The organism is Streptomyces sp. PKU-EA00015, from assembly GCF_013387495.1.
In the GTDB taxonomy this organism is placed as follows: Bacteria; Actinomycetota; Actinomycetes; order Streptomycetales; family Streptomycetaceae; genus Streptomyces.
Genome location: NZ_JABZEE010000009.1, coordinates 16,006 through 28,864 on the forward strand (window position 1 = coordinate 16,006; position 12,859 = coordinate 28,864).

At 71.4% G+C, this 12,859-nt stretch carries 13 protein-coding genes; 5 read left to right on the forward strand and 8 right to left on the reverse strand.

Going from position 1 to position 12,859, the window contains the following annotated elements; translation table 11 throughout:
• Nucleotides 1-4 precede the first annotated feature (4 nt).
• The 4 genes from HW130_RS09085 to HW130_RS09100 form a co-directional block, all read right to left on the reverse strand.
• Complete coding sequence (locus HW130_RS09085) at nt 5-1,789, reverse strand: glycoside hydrolase family 15 protein (protein WP_177148942.1); 1,785 nt, start codon at nt 1,787-1,789, stop codon at nt 5-7.
• A gap of 30 nt (nt 1,790-1,819) precedes the next feature.
• The gene (locus HW130_RS09090; RefSeq protein WP_177148943.1) at nt 1,820-2,608 is read right to left on the reverse strand and encodes an SURF1 family protein; all 789 of its coding nucleotides are present in this window, start codon (nt 2,606-2,608) and stop codon (nt 1,820-1,822) included.
• Between the two features lie 83 nt (nt 2,609-2,691).
• Nucleotides 2,692-2,925: a hypothetical protein gene (locus HW130_RS09095; RefSeq protein ID WP_005319131.1), complete on the reverse strand. Its 234-nt coding sequence runs from the start codon at nt 2,923-2,925 to the stop codon at nt 2,692-2,694.
• A 63-nt stretch (nt 2,926-2,988) separates the two neighbouring features.
• Nucleotides 2,989-4,101 carry a DEDDh family exonuclease gene (locus tag HW130_RS09100; RefSeq protein WP_177148944.1) on the reverse strand — a complete coding sequence of 371 codons (1,113 nt, stop codon included), beginning with the start codon at nt 4,099-4,101 and terminating at the stop codon, nt 2,989-2,991.
• Between the two features lie 143 nt (nt 4,102-4,244).
• On the opposite strand from HW130_RS09100, the gene HW130_RS09105 reads away from it, so the two are divergent.
• Nucleotides 4,245-4,967 (forward strand): VIT family protein, encoded by a 723-nt coding sequence (locus HW130_RS09105; protein ID WP_177148945.1) that lies wholly within the window; start codon nt 4,245-4,247, stop codon nt 4,965-4,967.
• A 130-nt stretch (nt 4,968-5,097) separates the two neighbouring features.
• Here the strand turns inward: HW130_RS09105 and HW130_RS09110 are convergent, their stop codons facing one another.
• Together HW130_RS09110 and HW130_RS09115 are read right to left on the reverse strand one after the other, a co-directional pair.
• Complete coding sequence (locus HW130_RS09110) at nt 5,098-6,480, reverse strand: CoA transferase (RefSeq protein ID WP_177148946.1); 1,383 nt, start codon at nt 6,478-6,480, stop codon at nt 5,098-5,100.
• Between the two features lie 86 nt (nt 6,481-6,566).
• Entirely contained in the window at nt 6,567-8,099 is a 1,533-nt protein-coding gene (locus HW130_RS09115; RefSeq protein ID WP_177148947.1) for a S8 family serine peptidase, read from the reverse strand.
• 275 nt (nt 8,100-8,374) lie between these two features.
• On the opposite strand from HW130_RS09115, the gene HW130_RS09120 reads away from it, so the two are divergent.
• The 3 genes from HW130_RS09120 to moaA all read left to right on the forward strand — a co-directional run bounded on the left by HW130_RS09120 (nt 8,375) and on the right by moaA (nt 11,500).
• On the forward strand, nt 8,375-8,740 hold the full coding sequence (locus HW130_RS09120; RefSeq protein WP_177148948.1) for a DUF485 domain-containing protein: 366 nt from the start codon (nt 8,375-8,377) through the stop codon (nt 8,738-8,740).
• Nucleotides 8,737-10,359 carry a cation acetate symporter gene (locus tag HW130_RS09125; RefSeq protein ID WP_177148949.1) on the forward strand — a complete coding sequence of 541 codons (1,623 nt, stop codon included), beginning with the start codon at nt 8,737-8,739 and terminating at the stop codon, nt 10,357-10,359. Before HW130_RS09120 ends, HW130_RS09125 begins: the two co-directional genes overlap by 4 nt.
• Before the next feature lie 151 nt (nt 10,360-10,510).
• The gene (moaA, locus tag HW130_RS09130) at nt 10,511-11,500 is read left to right on the forward strand and encodes a GTP 3',8-cyclase MoaA (protein ID WP_177148950.1); all 990 of its coding nucleotides are present in this window, start codon (nt 10,511-10,513) and stop codon (nt 11,498-11,500) included.
• On the opposite strand, the gene HW130_RS09135 is transcribed toward moaA, so the two are convergent.
• Together HW130_RS09135 and HW130_RS09140 are read right to left on the reverse strand one after the other, a co-directional pair.
• Nucleotides 11,483-11,725, reverse strand: coding sequence for a hypothetical protein (locus HW130_RS09135; RefSeq protein WP_177148951.1), 243 nt, complete (start codon nt 11,723-11,725; stop codon nt 11,483-11,485). The genes moaA and HW130_RS09135 overlap by 18 nt on opposite strands.
• Nucleotides 11,726-11,916: 191 nt before the next feature.
• Nucleotides 11,917-12,279, reverse strand: a complete 363-nt coding sequence (locus HW130_RS09140) for a DUF3099 domain-containing protein (RefSeq protein WP_177148978.1) — start codon at nt 12,277-12,279, stop codon at nt 11,917-11,919.
• A 223-nt stretch (nt 12,280-12,502) separates the two neighbouring features.
• On the opposite strand from HW130_RS09140, the gene HW130_RS09145 reads away from it, so the two are divergent.
• Entirely contained in the window at nt 12,503-12,781 is a 279-nt protein-coding gene (locus tag HW130_RS09145; protein WP_177148952.1) for a GlsB/YeaQ/YmgE family stress response membrane protein, read from the forward strand.
• The last annotated feature ends 78 nt before the right edge of the window (nt 12,782-12,859 follow it).

Genomic DNA, 12,859 nt, shown 5'->3' on the forward strand with positions numbered 1-12,859 from the left:
GGTCCTATCCTGCCGCCTTGTGCCGAGCCAGCGCGAGGGCGGTGTGCACCAGGCCGATATGGCTGAACGCCTGGGGGAAGTTGCCGAGCTGGCGTCCGGCCACCGGGTCGTACTCCTCGGACAGCAGACCCACGTCGTTGCGCAGCGCCAGCAGACGTTCGAACATCTCGCGTGCCTCCTCCGCACGCCCTGTCATGCACAGCGCGTCCGTCATCCAGAACGAGCACGCCAGGAACGCGCCCTCGCCGCCCGGCAGGCCGTCGACGGAGACGCCCTCCGTGCTGTAGCGCCGCACCAGCGGGCCGCTGCCGAGCTCGGCCTGCACCGCCTTGACCGTGCCGAGGACACGGGGATCGTCCGGGGGCAGGAAGCCGACGTGCGGGATCAGCAGCGTCGCCGCGTCCAGGCCCGTCGAGCCGTACGACTGCGTGAACGTGTTCCGCACCGGGTCGAAGCCCTTCTCGCACACCTCCCGGTGCACCTCGTCGCGCATCGCACGCCAGCGCGCGGCGTCCCCGCGCAGCGTCGGGTCGGCCTCCAGAGTGCGTACGGCGCGGTCGGCCGCGACCCACGCCATGACCTTGGAGTGCACGAAGTGGCGGCGCGGCCCGCGCACCTCCCACAGCCCCTCGTCCGGTTCGCGCCACTTCGACTCCAGGAACCCGAGGAGGCTCAACTGGATGTTCCACGCGTGCCGCTCGGCCTGCAGGCCCGCCCCCCTGGCCAGGAAGAGCGAGTCGATGACCTCGCCGTAGACGTCGAGCTGGAGCTGGTAGGCCGCGTCGTTGCCGACGCGGACCGGGACGGACCCGGCGTAGCCGCCGAGCCAGCTCAGCTCCGTCTCGGCCAGCCGGCGCTCGCCCGCGAGCCCGTACATGATCTGCAGGTCGGCGGGGTCGCCGGCCACCGCGCGCAGCAGCCAGTCGCGCCAGGCCGCGGCCTCGTCGAGATAGCCCGCCGCGAGCAGGGCGCCGAGCGTCAGGGTGGAGTCGCGCAGCCAGCAGAAGCGGTAGTCCCAGTTGCGCACACCGCCGATCTCCTCGGGGAGCGATGTCGTCGGGGCGGCGACGATGCCGCCCGTGGGTGCGTACGTGAGCGCCTTGAGGGTGATCAGCGAGCGCAGGACCGCCTCCCGGTACGGGCCCTCGTACCGGCACCGGGACGACCACGCGGCCCAGTCCTCCAGGCAGTGGCGCAGCGCTTCGTGGGGGTCGACCAGAGCGGGGCGCGGCTTGTGCGAGGGGTGCCAGGTGAGGACGAAGGCGACCTTCTCACCCTTCCCGACCGTGAACGCCGAGCAGGTGCTGAACTGCTGGCCCCAGGTGTGCACCTGCGGTTCGCTGCGCAGCCAGACGGAATCGGGACCCGCCACGGCGACCCGGTGGCCGTCGTCGCGCCGCATCCAGGGCACGATGTCGCCGTAGTCGAAACGCAGCCGCAGGGTGGAGGCCATCTCGACGGTGCCGCTGACGCCTTCCACGATGCGCACCACATCGGGGGCTTCATCCCGCTGTGGCATGAAATCGAGCACTTTGACGGTTCCGGTACGGGTCCGCCACACCGTCTCCAACACCAGTGATTCATCGACATATCGACGACTCGTGCACCGGACGGCGCCCTTGGGGGCGAGGCGCCAGTGCCCGTTCTCCTCATTGCCGACGAGCGCCGCGAAGCAGGCCGCGGAATCGAAGCGGGGCAGGCACAGCCAGTCGATCGAACCGTCCGCACCGACCAGTGCCGCGGTCTGCAGATCACCGATGAGGGCGTAGTCCTCGATACGTTGGGTCACGCTCTGGCGTGTTCCCGGCCCGGTTGGCCGCTAAGCAGCCGCGTGGGCCGGTTCCGGCGTGCCGTTCGCTACCGCCGCCGCCCTGTCCCGCTTCTCCCGCCGTACGAGGATCACCCAGCCGACGGGCACGCCCGCGGCGAACAGCCACCACTGGACGGCATACGCCATGTGCGCGCCGATGGAGTCGTGGTCGGGGTCGGGGATCTGTTCCGGGCCGGCCGCGGCCGGCTTCGGCTCCGTCTGCTCCAGATAGCCGCCGAGCACCGGGCGGTCCAGCAGCTTCGCCTGCTGCCCGCTGTTGATCAGCATCACCTGGCGCGGCGGCAGACCCGCCAGGTCCTTGATCCCGCTCGCACCGGTCGTCTCGTCCGCCTTGAGCCGGCCCGTGACGGTGACGGTGCCCTTGGGCGTGGTCGGCACCTCGGGGAACGCCTTCTGGTCGGCGGCAGCCGGCACCCAGCCGCGGTTGACGAGCACCGCTGAGCCGTCGGCCAGCAGCAGGGGAGTCAGCACATGGAAGCCGACGCGGTCGTCGGCGTTGGTGCGGCGGCGTACGACGACCTCATGGGCCGGGTCGAACATGCCCTGCGCGGTGACCTGCCGCCAGTAGTCGTCCCGCGGGACCGTGTGCCCCGGGGAGGTCAGCTCGGCCACCGGCACCGGCTCGGCGTCCAGGTTCCGGGCGATGAGGGAGTTCTGCGCGACGCGGCGCTCGTGGCGGTGCAACTGCCAGAAGCCCAGCTCGACCATCGTGGGGATGAGAACGAGGGCGATGAGGGTGAGGATCACCCACTGCCGGGACAACAGGAAGCGGTACACGGCTTCGACCGTACCCGTAGTGCCCCGGTGCCGGGACGGGGGGTCCCGGTGGCGCCCCGTCCCGGCTGCCGGGCACGACGGGGTCAGACCCTGTCGACGATGCCGGCCCTCCCCTCGGCGCGGGCGCAGTGCGCGCCGCAGTACCAGTGGCCCTCGGCCTCGACGCCCTGGCCGATGATCTGGACCCGGCAGTGCTCACAGATGGGCGCCATGCGGTGAATGGCGCAGGAGAAGCAGTCGAAGACGTGCACCGCGCCCTGCGCGTGCACCTCGAAGGACATGCCGTAGTCGTTTCCGCAAACCTCGCAACGTGCCATGCGCCACAGGGTGGGACGCGAGGCGGGCGGGGGCGAGCGGGCGGCGGGCGAGTCGCGCGGGGTTCACTCCGATGCGGGTGCCATGCCCGGCAGCATTCCCTGCTCCGCTCCGTGGTCCGTCTCCGGCTCCGTCGCGCGGTCCGAGCCCTGCTCGGGCAGGCCCGCCGGGCGCCCCGGCGCCGGGACGCCTCCCGTGGCCGCGGCCGTGCCCGCCGCCGGGGTCACGTGCCCCAACAACTGGGTGAACGCCGCCTCGTCGACGACCGGTGTGCCGTACGAAGCGGCCTTGACCGCCTTCGACGTCGACGCGTGCGGATCGTTGGTCACCAGCAGGCTCGTCAGCCGCGACACGCTCGTGGCGACGTGCAGGCCCTCCTCGGTCGCCCGGTCCTCCAGCAACTCGCGCTCTATGGAGGTGTCGCCGGAGAACGCCACCCGCATGCCCTGCTTCAGCTGCCCGCCCGGCTCGTACCTGCCCGGGTTGGGGTAGGGGCACGGGGGACGCCTGCGCGACGGCCGCCAGCTGCTCCGCCCGTACGACGGCTGGTAGCCGACACGCGGGGCGGGCGGGGTGTCGGACCACTCGGTCAGCGGGCGGCACTCCAGCAGCGGCAGCCGTACGCCGTCGCGCGCCGCCGAGTGCAGACTCGGCCGGAACGCCTCGGCCAGCACCCGCGCGTCGTCCAGCGCGTGGTGGGCCCGCTGCTGCACGACGCCGTAGTGCGCGGCGAGGGTCTCCAGCTTGAAGTTGGGCAGCGGCAGCGCGAGCTCCCTGGCGAGCGCGATGGTGCACAGACGCTGCCGGGTCGGCGCGGTCCGCCCCGCGCGCGCGTACTCCCGGGCGAGCATGCCCCAGTCGAACTTGGCGTTGTGCGCCACCAGGACACGGCCCTCCAGGCGCTCGGTGAGCTCACCGGTGATGTCACCGAAGAGCGGCGCGCCGCGGAGCATCTCACTCGTCAGACCGTGGATCTCCACCGGGCCGGGATCGCGCTCGGGATCGACGAGGGTGTACCAGTGGTCCTCGATGTTGCCCCGGGAGTCCAGGCGGTAGACGGCAGCGGACACTATCCGGTCGTAGTGGAACAGGCCGGTGGTCTCCACGTCGACGACCGCGTACCCCTCGGGGTACGCGGTCGGCCACGTCGTCGCTGCGGTCGTACGGTCGTCGAGCATGGTCACAGAGAATACGGGCCGGGACCGACAACGCAGGATGGCCCCGTGCTCCCGGCGCCTCGCACCAGGCGCCGCCCGATCTGCCGCCCCGTTCCGGCGGGTTGCCCGGGCGCGGTTCACGGCTCGGGTGAGACGCTCCCGGAATGAGTGACCAGACTTCGCAGCAGGCGCACGACGAACCGCACGGCGGCGGACTCGGCACGCGTCTCAACTGGCTGCGCGCCGCGGTCCTCGGCGCCAACGACGGAGTCGTCTCCACCGCCGGACTCGTCGTCGGCGTCGCCGGAGCGACCGACGCGCGCGGGACCCTGCTCACCGCGGGCCTCGCCGGACTGCTCGCGGGCTCCATGTCGATGGCCGCGGGCGAATACGTCTCCGTGTCCACCCAGCGGGACTCGGAGAAGGCCGCCCTCGCCGTCGAGAGGCGCGAGCTGCGCGAGCAGCCCCAGGCCGAACTCGACGAGCTGACCCAGCTGTTGGCCGAGCGCGGCCTGTCCCGCGACGTTGCCAGGGAGGCCGCCGAACAGCTCACCGAACGGGACGCCCTGCGCGCGCACGCGCGCGTGGAGCTCGGGATCGACCCCGACGAGCTGACCAATCCCTGGCACGCGGCGGGCGTGAGCTTCCTCGCCTTCACGGCGGGCGCGTTGCTGCCGCTGCTCGCGATCGTCCTGCCGCCCTCCTCGGTCCGCCTGTACGTCACGGTCCTGTCGGTGCTCGCGGCCCTCGCGCTCACCGGCTGGTGGAGCGCCCGTCTGGGTGCGGCGAAGCCGGGCCCCGCCGTGCTGCGCAACACCGCCGGCGGGGCGCTGGCCATGGCGGTGACGTACGCGGCCGGGACGCTGCTGGGCGCGGCGGGCGTCTGACGCCACGTGCGCCCGCGGGCGCTCTTCCTCCGCCCGCAGGACCGCGTGTGCCGCCCGCCGTCAGAGGCGCCCCTGCCCGGCAGCACCCGGCCCCGTCACCGCCGCGCGGGCCAGATGAACGTGCACGCCGTCAGCCGCGCCACCGGGGCGTGTCCGTGCCCCAGAGCCCGGCCGGGCGGGCCCAGTCGACGGGGCCGCCGTCGAACGCGACCGCAGGCAGGGCATGGCGCAGCCGGCCCATGGGGCTGTCCGTCTCGGTGAGCCACCGCTCGGCGTCGTACTCGCCCGGGGCGGCGTCCGGGGTCTTCTCCAGGCCGTTCACCAGCCACGCGGCCGTCTGCGCGAGGGCCAGGTCGACCAGCCTCGCGCCGCCCGTCCCGTGCTGCTCGCTCAGCGCCCGCAGCACTCCGGCGGCGAGCAGGTACCCGGTGCCGTGGTCCAGGGCCTGCGCGGGAAGTGCCCCCGGCCGCTCCCCGTCGCCCTCCCTCTCCGCGATACCGGAGGCGACCTGGACCAGGCTGTCGAAACCGCGCCGGCCCGCCCACGGCCCGTACCGCCCCCACGCCGAGAGCCGGGCCACCACCAGGCCGGGGCGTCGGGCCGCGAGCTCCTCGGGTGCGAGACCGAACCGGTCCAGGGCGCCCGGCCGGTAGCCGGTCACCACCACGTCCGCGGAGGCGAGCAGTTCCCCGAACGTGTCCCGGTCCGCGGCGACGGCCAGGTCGAGCCGGGTGGACCGCTTGCCCATGCCCGTGTCGCTGTGGGCCTCCTGACTCTCCGGCAGGCCGGGGGAGTCGATCCTCAGCACATCGGCGCCGAGCAGGGCCAGGGTGCGGGTCGCGACCGGGCCCGCCAGCACCCTGGTCAGGTCCAGCACGCGCAGCCCCGCACAGGGCAGGGCCGCCGAACCGCCCGCCGCCCTCGGTGCGGGGCCGTCCCCGATACGCCGCACGGCCAGCAGCGGGTGCGCGGCCGCGGCGGCGCCCTGCGGATGCCCGGCCCACTCCTTCGGGCCGCGCGCGGCGACGGCCAGGCCGCCCGCCGCGTACACGGTCTCCTCGACGTCCAGTGCCTGCCGCTCCCCGACGGCGGCCGCGACGGCGTCCTCGCCCGCGTCGCCGGGCAGGCCGAGCGCGGCGAGCAACCGGGCCCGGTGGTGCGGGTAGTTGGCGTGCGTCCGCACCCAGCCGTCGGCCGCGCGCCAGAAGCGGGACAGCGGGGCGAACGTCACCGGGGCCGCTCCGTCAACCCGCACCAGCCGGTCGCTGAGGAACGCCGCCGTCACGGCGCCGTCGTCCACCCGGACCGCCGGGACGGGGCCGCCGGTGCGGCGGGCGGCGAGCTCCGCGGCGGCCAGCGAGCACACGGCCACGGTGGAACGCGCGAGTTCCATGACCGGCAGACGGGCCGGCAGCGCGCCCCGGCCCTCGTACGTCACGCGGTCCACCAGGGCGGGATCGCCGCCCAGAGCGGCCCAGGCAGCGGCCGTACCGCTCGAAGATGTCTGACCCATACAGCCACTATGGCACCGAGTGCCACATGGAGGGGCCCGGTGCGGACATCCGCACCGGGCCCCGAAAAGCGGTGGATCAGAGGTGATTACCGGCGAACGGCGTCGAGAGCGTCCGCGACACCCTCACCGTAGAAGCCGTTCTCGTTCTCGTCGCCCTCGCAGACCGCGTCGACCGTCCCGTTGTTGTCGATGTCGTACGGGTTGGTGCACGCGGTGTCGTCGGCCTGCACGGAGAGCAGGGCCTTCACCATCGCCGGCGACGCGTACGGGTGCGTCGACTTGATCAGCGCGGCGACACCCGCGACGTGCGGGGAGGCCATCGACGTACCGGCCTTGTAGCCGAAGCCGCCGCCCGGCAGCGTCGACAGGATCCGGCCGTCGACGGCCGGCGCGTCGGGCGCCTGGAAGCGGGTGGCGTCGCCGCCGGGGGCGGAGATGTCGATGACGCCGTTGCCGTAGTTGGAGTACGAGGACTTCAGGTTCTTCGCGCCCAGCGCGGAGACCGTGACCACGCCCGGGATCTGCGTCGGGATGTCCAGGCACTCGGCCGGGTTGACCTTGCGCTCGACCGGCGTGGTGTCGTTCGGGCTCGAGGTGTCGGTGAGCTCGTCGGACGCGAGGTCCATCCGCGAGTTGCCGGCGGCGGCGACGTTCACCGCGCCCTTGCTCTCCGCGTACCGGATGGCGCGCCGGTGCGACTCGATCAGAGCCTTCTGGTCGGCGTCGTTCTTGCAGTTGAACAGCCACGGGTCGGTGTAGTAGCTGTTGTTGGTCACGTCGACACCGTGCTCGGCGGCCCACACGAAGCCGCAGACGACGGCCTCGGTGTAGAAGAAGCCGTCGGGCTGGGACACCTTGATGCCGGAGACCTTCACGCCCGGCGCGACACCCGTGATGCCGGTGCCGTTCTTCGCCGCCGCGATCGTGCCCGCGACGTGCGTGCCGTGGTCGCTCTCCGTCGGGCCCGGGCGCCAGGCGCCGTCCGCCGTGTCGGCCACACCGCCGACACAGCTGACGGATGCCTCGCGGTCGAAGTTGGGCGCCAGGTCCGGGTGCGTGTCGTCGACACCCGTGTCGATGACCGCGACCGTGACCTTCTTGCTGCCGAGCGTCTTCTCGTGCGCCTTGTCCGCCTTGATGGCGGGCAGGTCCCACTGCAGCGGCTCGAGCGCGTCCTGGCCCGCCTCCGCCTGGCCCGCCGCCGCCTTGGCCTCCTCGGCGGTGAGCGGGCGCTCCGACTCGATGGCCGTGTCGGCCACGGGCGCCAGCGGGGCGGTGCGCGTGGCACCGGCCGACTCGACACCGCGGACCTGACGGATCGTCTCCGCGAACGCAGGGTTCTGCGAGTGGACGACGATGACGCCTATCTGGTCGTACGCGTGGACTATCGACCCGCCGGCCTTGGCTATCGCCTTCTTGACGGCCTTCGAGGTGCCGTGACCGCCCGTGACGTTGACCACGTAGGACAGCTTCGGACCGTCCGTTTGGACCGCTGCCGGGGCGTCGTCGGTGATTGCTGCCGACGCCGTACCCGCCGGCAGGAATCCGAGGGAGGCCGTGAGCGCCAGACCGGCGGGCAGCGCGAGTGCGCGCCGACGTCTGGATCCCAGATGAGCCATGGGTTCTCCACATCATCCGTGACAAAACCGCCCAAACACCCCTTGCGAATGGGCGGGTTATGCCGGGCGAAGCTATCGCTGATCAAGGCGGCTCTTCAATGGATCCGCGCAGATGTACGACAACAAGTAGGACAAGAAGTGCGGAGGAAAAAGACCGAAGGTGAACCGGTTCGGTGCGTACTCCGTGCCGTTGTCAGGGAGTGGAACAACATCAAACAGCTCCCGCAGGCAACATCCCCAAGACCACCACCGAACCCGCGTCGCGAGGAGTCTCCGTGGCCACCGATGCACCGCCGCCCCCGGGCGGTAAGGGCGCCAGCCCCGCCCAGCCCACGACAGAGTCGTTCGTCCAGGTGCAGGAAAGTGCGGAATTCGGCGAACTGCGCCGCGCCTACCGCTCCTTCGCCTTCCCCCTGACCGTCGCGTTCATCGCCTGGTACCTGCTCTACGTCCTGCTCTCGAACTACGCGGGCGGCTTCATGGGCACGAAGCTCTTCGGCAACATCAACGTCGCCCTGGTCTTCGGCCTCGCCCAGTTCGCGACCACGTTCCTCATCGCCTGGTTCTACTCGCGGCACGCCGCTGCGAAGCTCGACCCGAAGGCGGAAGCCATCAAGTCCCGTATGGAGGCCGACGCATGAGCCCCACGCTCCAGCTCGCGGCGTCGAGCGCGACCACCGAGCACCGGCCGCTCATCATCACCCTGTTCGCCGCTTTCGTCGTCGCCACCCTCTTCATCACGGTGTGGGCGGGCCGCCAGACCAAGGACGCCTCCGACTTCTACGCGGGCGGCCGCCAGTTCACCGGCTTCCAGAACGGCCTCGCCATCTCCGGCGACTACATGTCGGCCGCCTCGTTCCTCGGCATCGCCGGCGCCATCGCCCTCTTCGGCTACGACGGGTTCCTCTACTCGATCGGCTTCCTGGTCGCCTGGCTCGTCGCCCTGCTGCTCGTCGCCGAACCGCTGCGCAACTCCGGGCGCTACACGATGGGCGACGTCCTCGCCTACCGCATGCGCCAGCGCCCCGTGCGCACCGCGGCGGGCACGTCGACGATCGTCGTCTCGATCTTCTACCTGCTGGCGCAGATGGCGGGCGCGGGCGTCCTCGTCTCCCTGCTGCTCGGCATCACCAGCGACGGCGGGAAGATCGCCATCGTGGCCCTCGTCGGCCTGCTGATGATCGTGTACGTCACCATCGGCGGCATGAAGGGCACCACCTGGGTGCAGATGGTCAAGGCCGTCCTGCTCATCGCGGGCACCCTGCTCATCACGTTCCTGGTGCTGCTCAAGTTCAACTTCGACATCTCCGAACTGCTCGGCCAGGCGGCCGAGAAGAGCGGCAAGGGCGCGGCGTTCCTGGAACCCGGCCTCAAGTACGGCGTCACCGGGACGTCCAAGCTGGACTTCATCTCGCTCGGCATCGCGCTCGTCCTCGGCACCGCCGGCCTGCCGCACATCCTGATCCGCTTCTACACCGTGCCCACCGCCAAGGCCGCCCGTAAGTCCGTCAACTGGGCCATCGGCATCATCGGCGCCTTCTACCTGATGACCATCGCGCTCGGCTTCGGGGCGGCGGCGCTCGTCGGGCCGGAGGTGATCACCGCGTCCAACAAGGCGGGCAACACGGCGGCGCCCCTGCTGGCCCTGCACATCGGCGGTGTCGACTCGGCCGGCGGCGCGATCCTCCTCGCCGTGATCTCCGCCGTCGCCTTCGCCACCATCCTGGCCGTGGTCGCGGGCCTCACCCTCGCCTCCTCGTCCTCCTTCGCGCACGACATCTACGCGAACGTGATCCGCAAGGGGCAGGCCACCGAGAAGGAGGAGGTCCGCGCGGCCCGCTGGGCGACCGTCGCCATCGGTATCGTGTCCATCGCGCTCGGCGCCCTCGCCCGCGACCTGAACGTCGCCGGCCTGGTCGCCCTCGCCTTCGCGGTCGCCGCGTCCGCGAACCTGCCGACGATCCTCTACAGCCTGTTCTGGAAGAGGTTCACCACCCAGGGCGCCCTGTGGTCCATCTACGGCGGTCTGACGTCCTCGGTCGTCCTGGTGCTCTTCTCGCCGGTCGTCTCCGGCAAGCCCACCTCGATGTTCCCCGACGCCGACTTCTCCTGGTTCCCGCTGGAGAACCCCGGCCTGATCTCCATCCCCGTCGGCTTCCTGCTCGGCTGGATCGGCTCCCTGCTGTCCAAGGAGGAGCCCGACAAGGGCAAGTACGCCGAGCTGGAGGTCAAGTCCCTCACCGGCGTCGGCGCCCACTGAGTGAGCCCGCCGACACATCGCCGTAGCGGCCGCGTCGTAGAGTCCTACGACGCGGCCGTGCCGCGCCTCGTGCCAAATGGGCCACACGCGGTGTCGGTGCCCTGACGTAGGCTCGGAAGAGTCAGATCCGCGAATGGGGAGGGGGCCCACAGTGCTCATCGACACCTATGGCCGAGTGGCTACCGACCTGCGGGTTTCCTTGACCGACCGGTGCAACCTGCGATGTACGTACTGCATGCCCGAAGAGGGCCTGCAGTGGCTGAAGAAGCCCGATCTGCTCACCGACGACGAGATCGTGCGCCTGATCCGCGTCGCCGTCACCGACCTCGGCATCACCGAGGTCCGCTTCACCGGCGGTGAGCCCCTGCTGCGCCCCGGCCTCGTCGGCATCGTCGAGCGTGTCGCCGCCCTCGAGCCCCGCCCCAAGATGTCCCTCACGACCAACGGCATCGGGCTCAAGCGCACCGCGGAGGCCCTCAAGACCGCCGGCCTCGACCGGGTCAACGTCTCCCTCGACACCCTGCGCCCCGACGTCTTCAAGGCACTCACCCGCCGCGACCGCCACCACGACGTGCTCGACGGCCTCGAGGCCGCACGCGCCGCCGGACTCACCCCGGTCAAGGTCAACGCGGTCCTCATGCCGGGGCTCAACGACGACGAGGCCCCCGACCTGCTCGCCTGGGCCGTCGAGAACGACTACGAGCTGCGGTTCATCGAGCAGATGCCGCTGGACGCCCAGCACGGCTGGAAGCGTGACGGGATGATCACGGCCGGTGACATCCTCGCCTCTCTGCGTACGCGCTTCTCGCTCACCCCCGAAGGGGACAGCGCCCGCGGCTCCGCGCCCGCGGAGCGATGGGTCGTCGACGGCGGATCGCACCGCGTCGGCGTCATCGCCTCCGTCACCCGCCCCTTCTGCCGGGCCTGCGACCGCACCCGCCTCACCGCGGACGGCCAGGTGCGCACGTGCCTGTTCGCGACCGAGGAGACCGACCTGCGGGCGGCGCTGCGCTCGGACGCGCCGGACGAGGAGATCGCCCGGATATGGCGGCTGGCGATGTGGGGGAAGAAGGCCGGATCCGGTCTGGACGACCCCTCGTTCCTGCAGCCCGAGCGCCCCATGTCAGCGATCGGCGGCTGATCCGCCCTCCGGTCGCTGCGTGCGCTCCCAGTCCTCCAGGGTCACGACATCCTTGAGGAATCCGCGTACGCCGAGGAACTGCGACAGGTGCTCCCTGTGCTCCTCGCAGGCCAGCCAGGTCTTGCGGCGCTCGGGGGTGTGCAGCTTCGGGTTGTTCCACGCGAGGACCCAGACGGCGTCGGCGCGGCAGCCCTTGGCGGAACAGATCGGGGTTTCGTCACTCACCCGATCATTGTCCCCACATGGCGACGCCGGGCAGCCACGGGGGGAGCTGCCCGGCGTCGGTCCATCGCTCCGACGGGGGATGCGGAGCGCCTAGGCAGTATGTCATGGGTAACGGGCCGCCGTGCACAGGAACTTCATGATTGATCTGAGGTTTTCCTGAGGTTCGCGGACCCCGTCGCGGACGGTCGTCATCAGCCCTGTTCGGACATGGGGCGCTCCTGCGCGAAAGATCCGTCGGCCGTCGCGGAGTCCTCGGGTGCCGGCTCGATCATGGGGTGCGACGGCGGGGGGACGAGCGTCGACGGCAGAGACGGCGCGTTCTCCCGGCCCGCATTGGCGATGACCACGGAGATGTACGGCAGGACAACGCCGAGCACCAGGGCGACGACGGCCACATGACGTTCCACGTTCCACAGGACCGCGGCCAGGATCACCGACACCGTGCGCACGGACATCGAGATCACGTAGCGCCGCTGCCGACCGCGGACATCGTCGGCGAGCCCCTGCCGGGCCCCCGTGATCCGGAAGACCTCCGTGCCGCCCCGCCTGCGCATCTGCTCCACCACCCGAATCCCGCGCCGGACGATCCCGGACATCCCGCGCTGACCCCATCAACGGTACGCCGCGACTGCGCCGCCTTCGAGAGCGGGTCGCCGCCGGTTTGCGTGCCCTGTCTGCGCCGGGACGCGTATGGGTGTCTCCGACATGCGCCGTACGGCCCGCGGGCCGAGACTGGCAGGCATAACTGCTCGTTGGGAGCCGTACAAGGAGGCAGCCATGGGCTGGTTGTGGGCGATCATCGTGGGATTCGTGCTCGGCCTGATCGCGAAGGCGGTCATCCCGGGCAAGCAGCACAGTCCTCTCTGGCTGACCACCATCTTCGGCATCATCGGAGCGGTCATCGGCAACGCCCTCGCCCGGGGCTTCGGCATCCAGGAGACCCCTGGCATCGACTGGGGCCGGCACGCACTTCAGCTCGCGGCGGCCATCGTCATCGTGTTCCTGGGCGACATGGCGTACACCTCGGCCCGCGGCGGCAGGAAACGGCGCGCGTGACGGGCCGACGTCGCAACGGGACGACGGCGTAACCGGACCCACGGACGACGACGGCGGCCGGGCCGGGCACAGAGCCGC

Excerpts from the sequence above, each read along its gene's own strand:
- HW130_RS09140 (WP_177148978.1), bottom strand. The coding sequence starts at position 12,279 with ATGCGCAGGCGGGGCGGCACGGAGGTCTTCCGGATCACGGGGGCCCGG.
- HW130_RS09110 (WP_177148946.1), bottom strand. The coding sequence starts at position 6,480 with ATGGGTCAGACATCTTCGAGCGGTACGGCCGCTGCCTGGGCCGCTCTG.
- HW130_RS09115 (WP_177148947.1), bottom strand. The coding sequence starts at position 8,099 with ATGGCTCATCTGGGATCCAGACGTCGGCGCGCACTCGCGCTGCCCGCC.
- HW130_RS09125 (WP_177148949.1), top strand. The coding sequence starts at position 8,737 with ATGAGCCCCACGCTCCAGCTCGCGGCGTCGAGCGCGACCACCGAGCAC.
- HW130_RS09100 (WP_177148944.1), bottom strand. The coding sequence starts at position 4,101 with ATGCTCGACGACCGTACGACCGCAGCGACGACGTGGCCGACCGCGTAC.
- HW130_RS09105 (WP_177148945.1), top strand. The coding sequence starts at position 4,245 with ATGAGTGACCAGACTTCGCAGCAGGCGCACGACGAACCGCACGGCGGC.
- HW130_RS09095 (WP_005319131.1), bottom strand. The coding sequence starts at position 2,925 with ATGGCACGTTGCGAGGTTTGCGGAAACGACTACGGCATGTCCTTCGAG.
- HW130_RS09145 (WP_177148952.1), top strand. The coding sequence starts at position 12,503 with ATGGGCTGGTTGTGGGCGATCATCGTGGGATTCGTGCTCGGCCTGATC.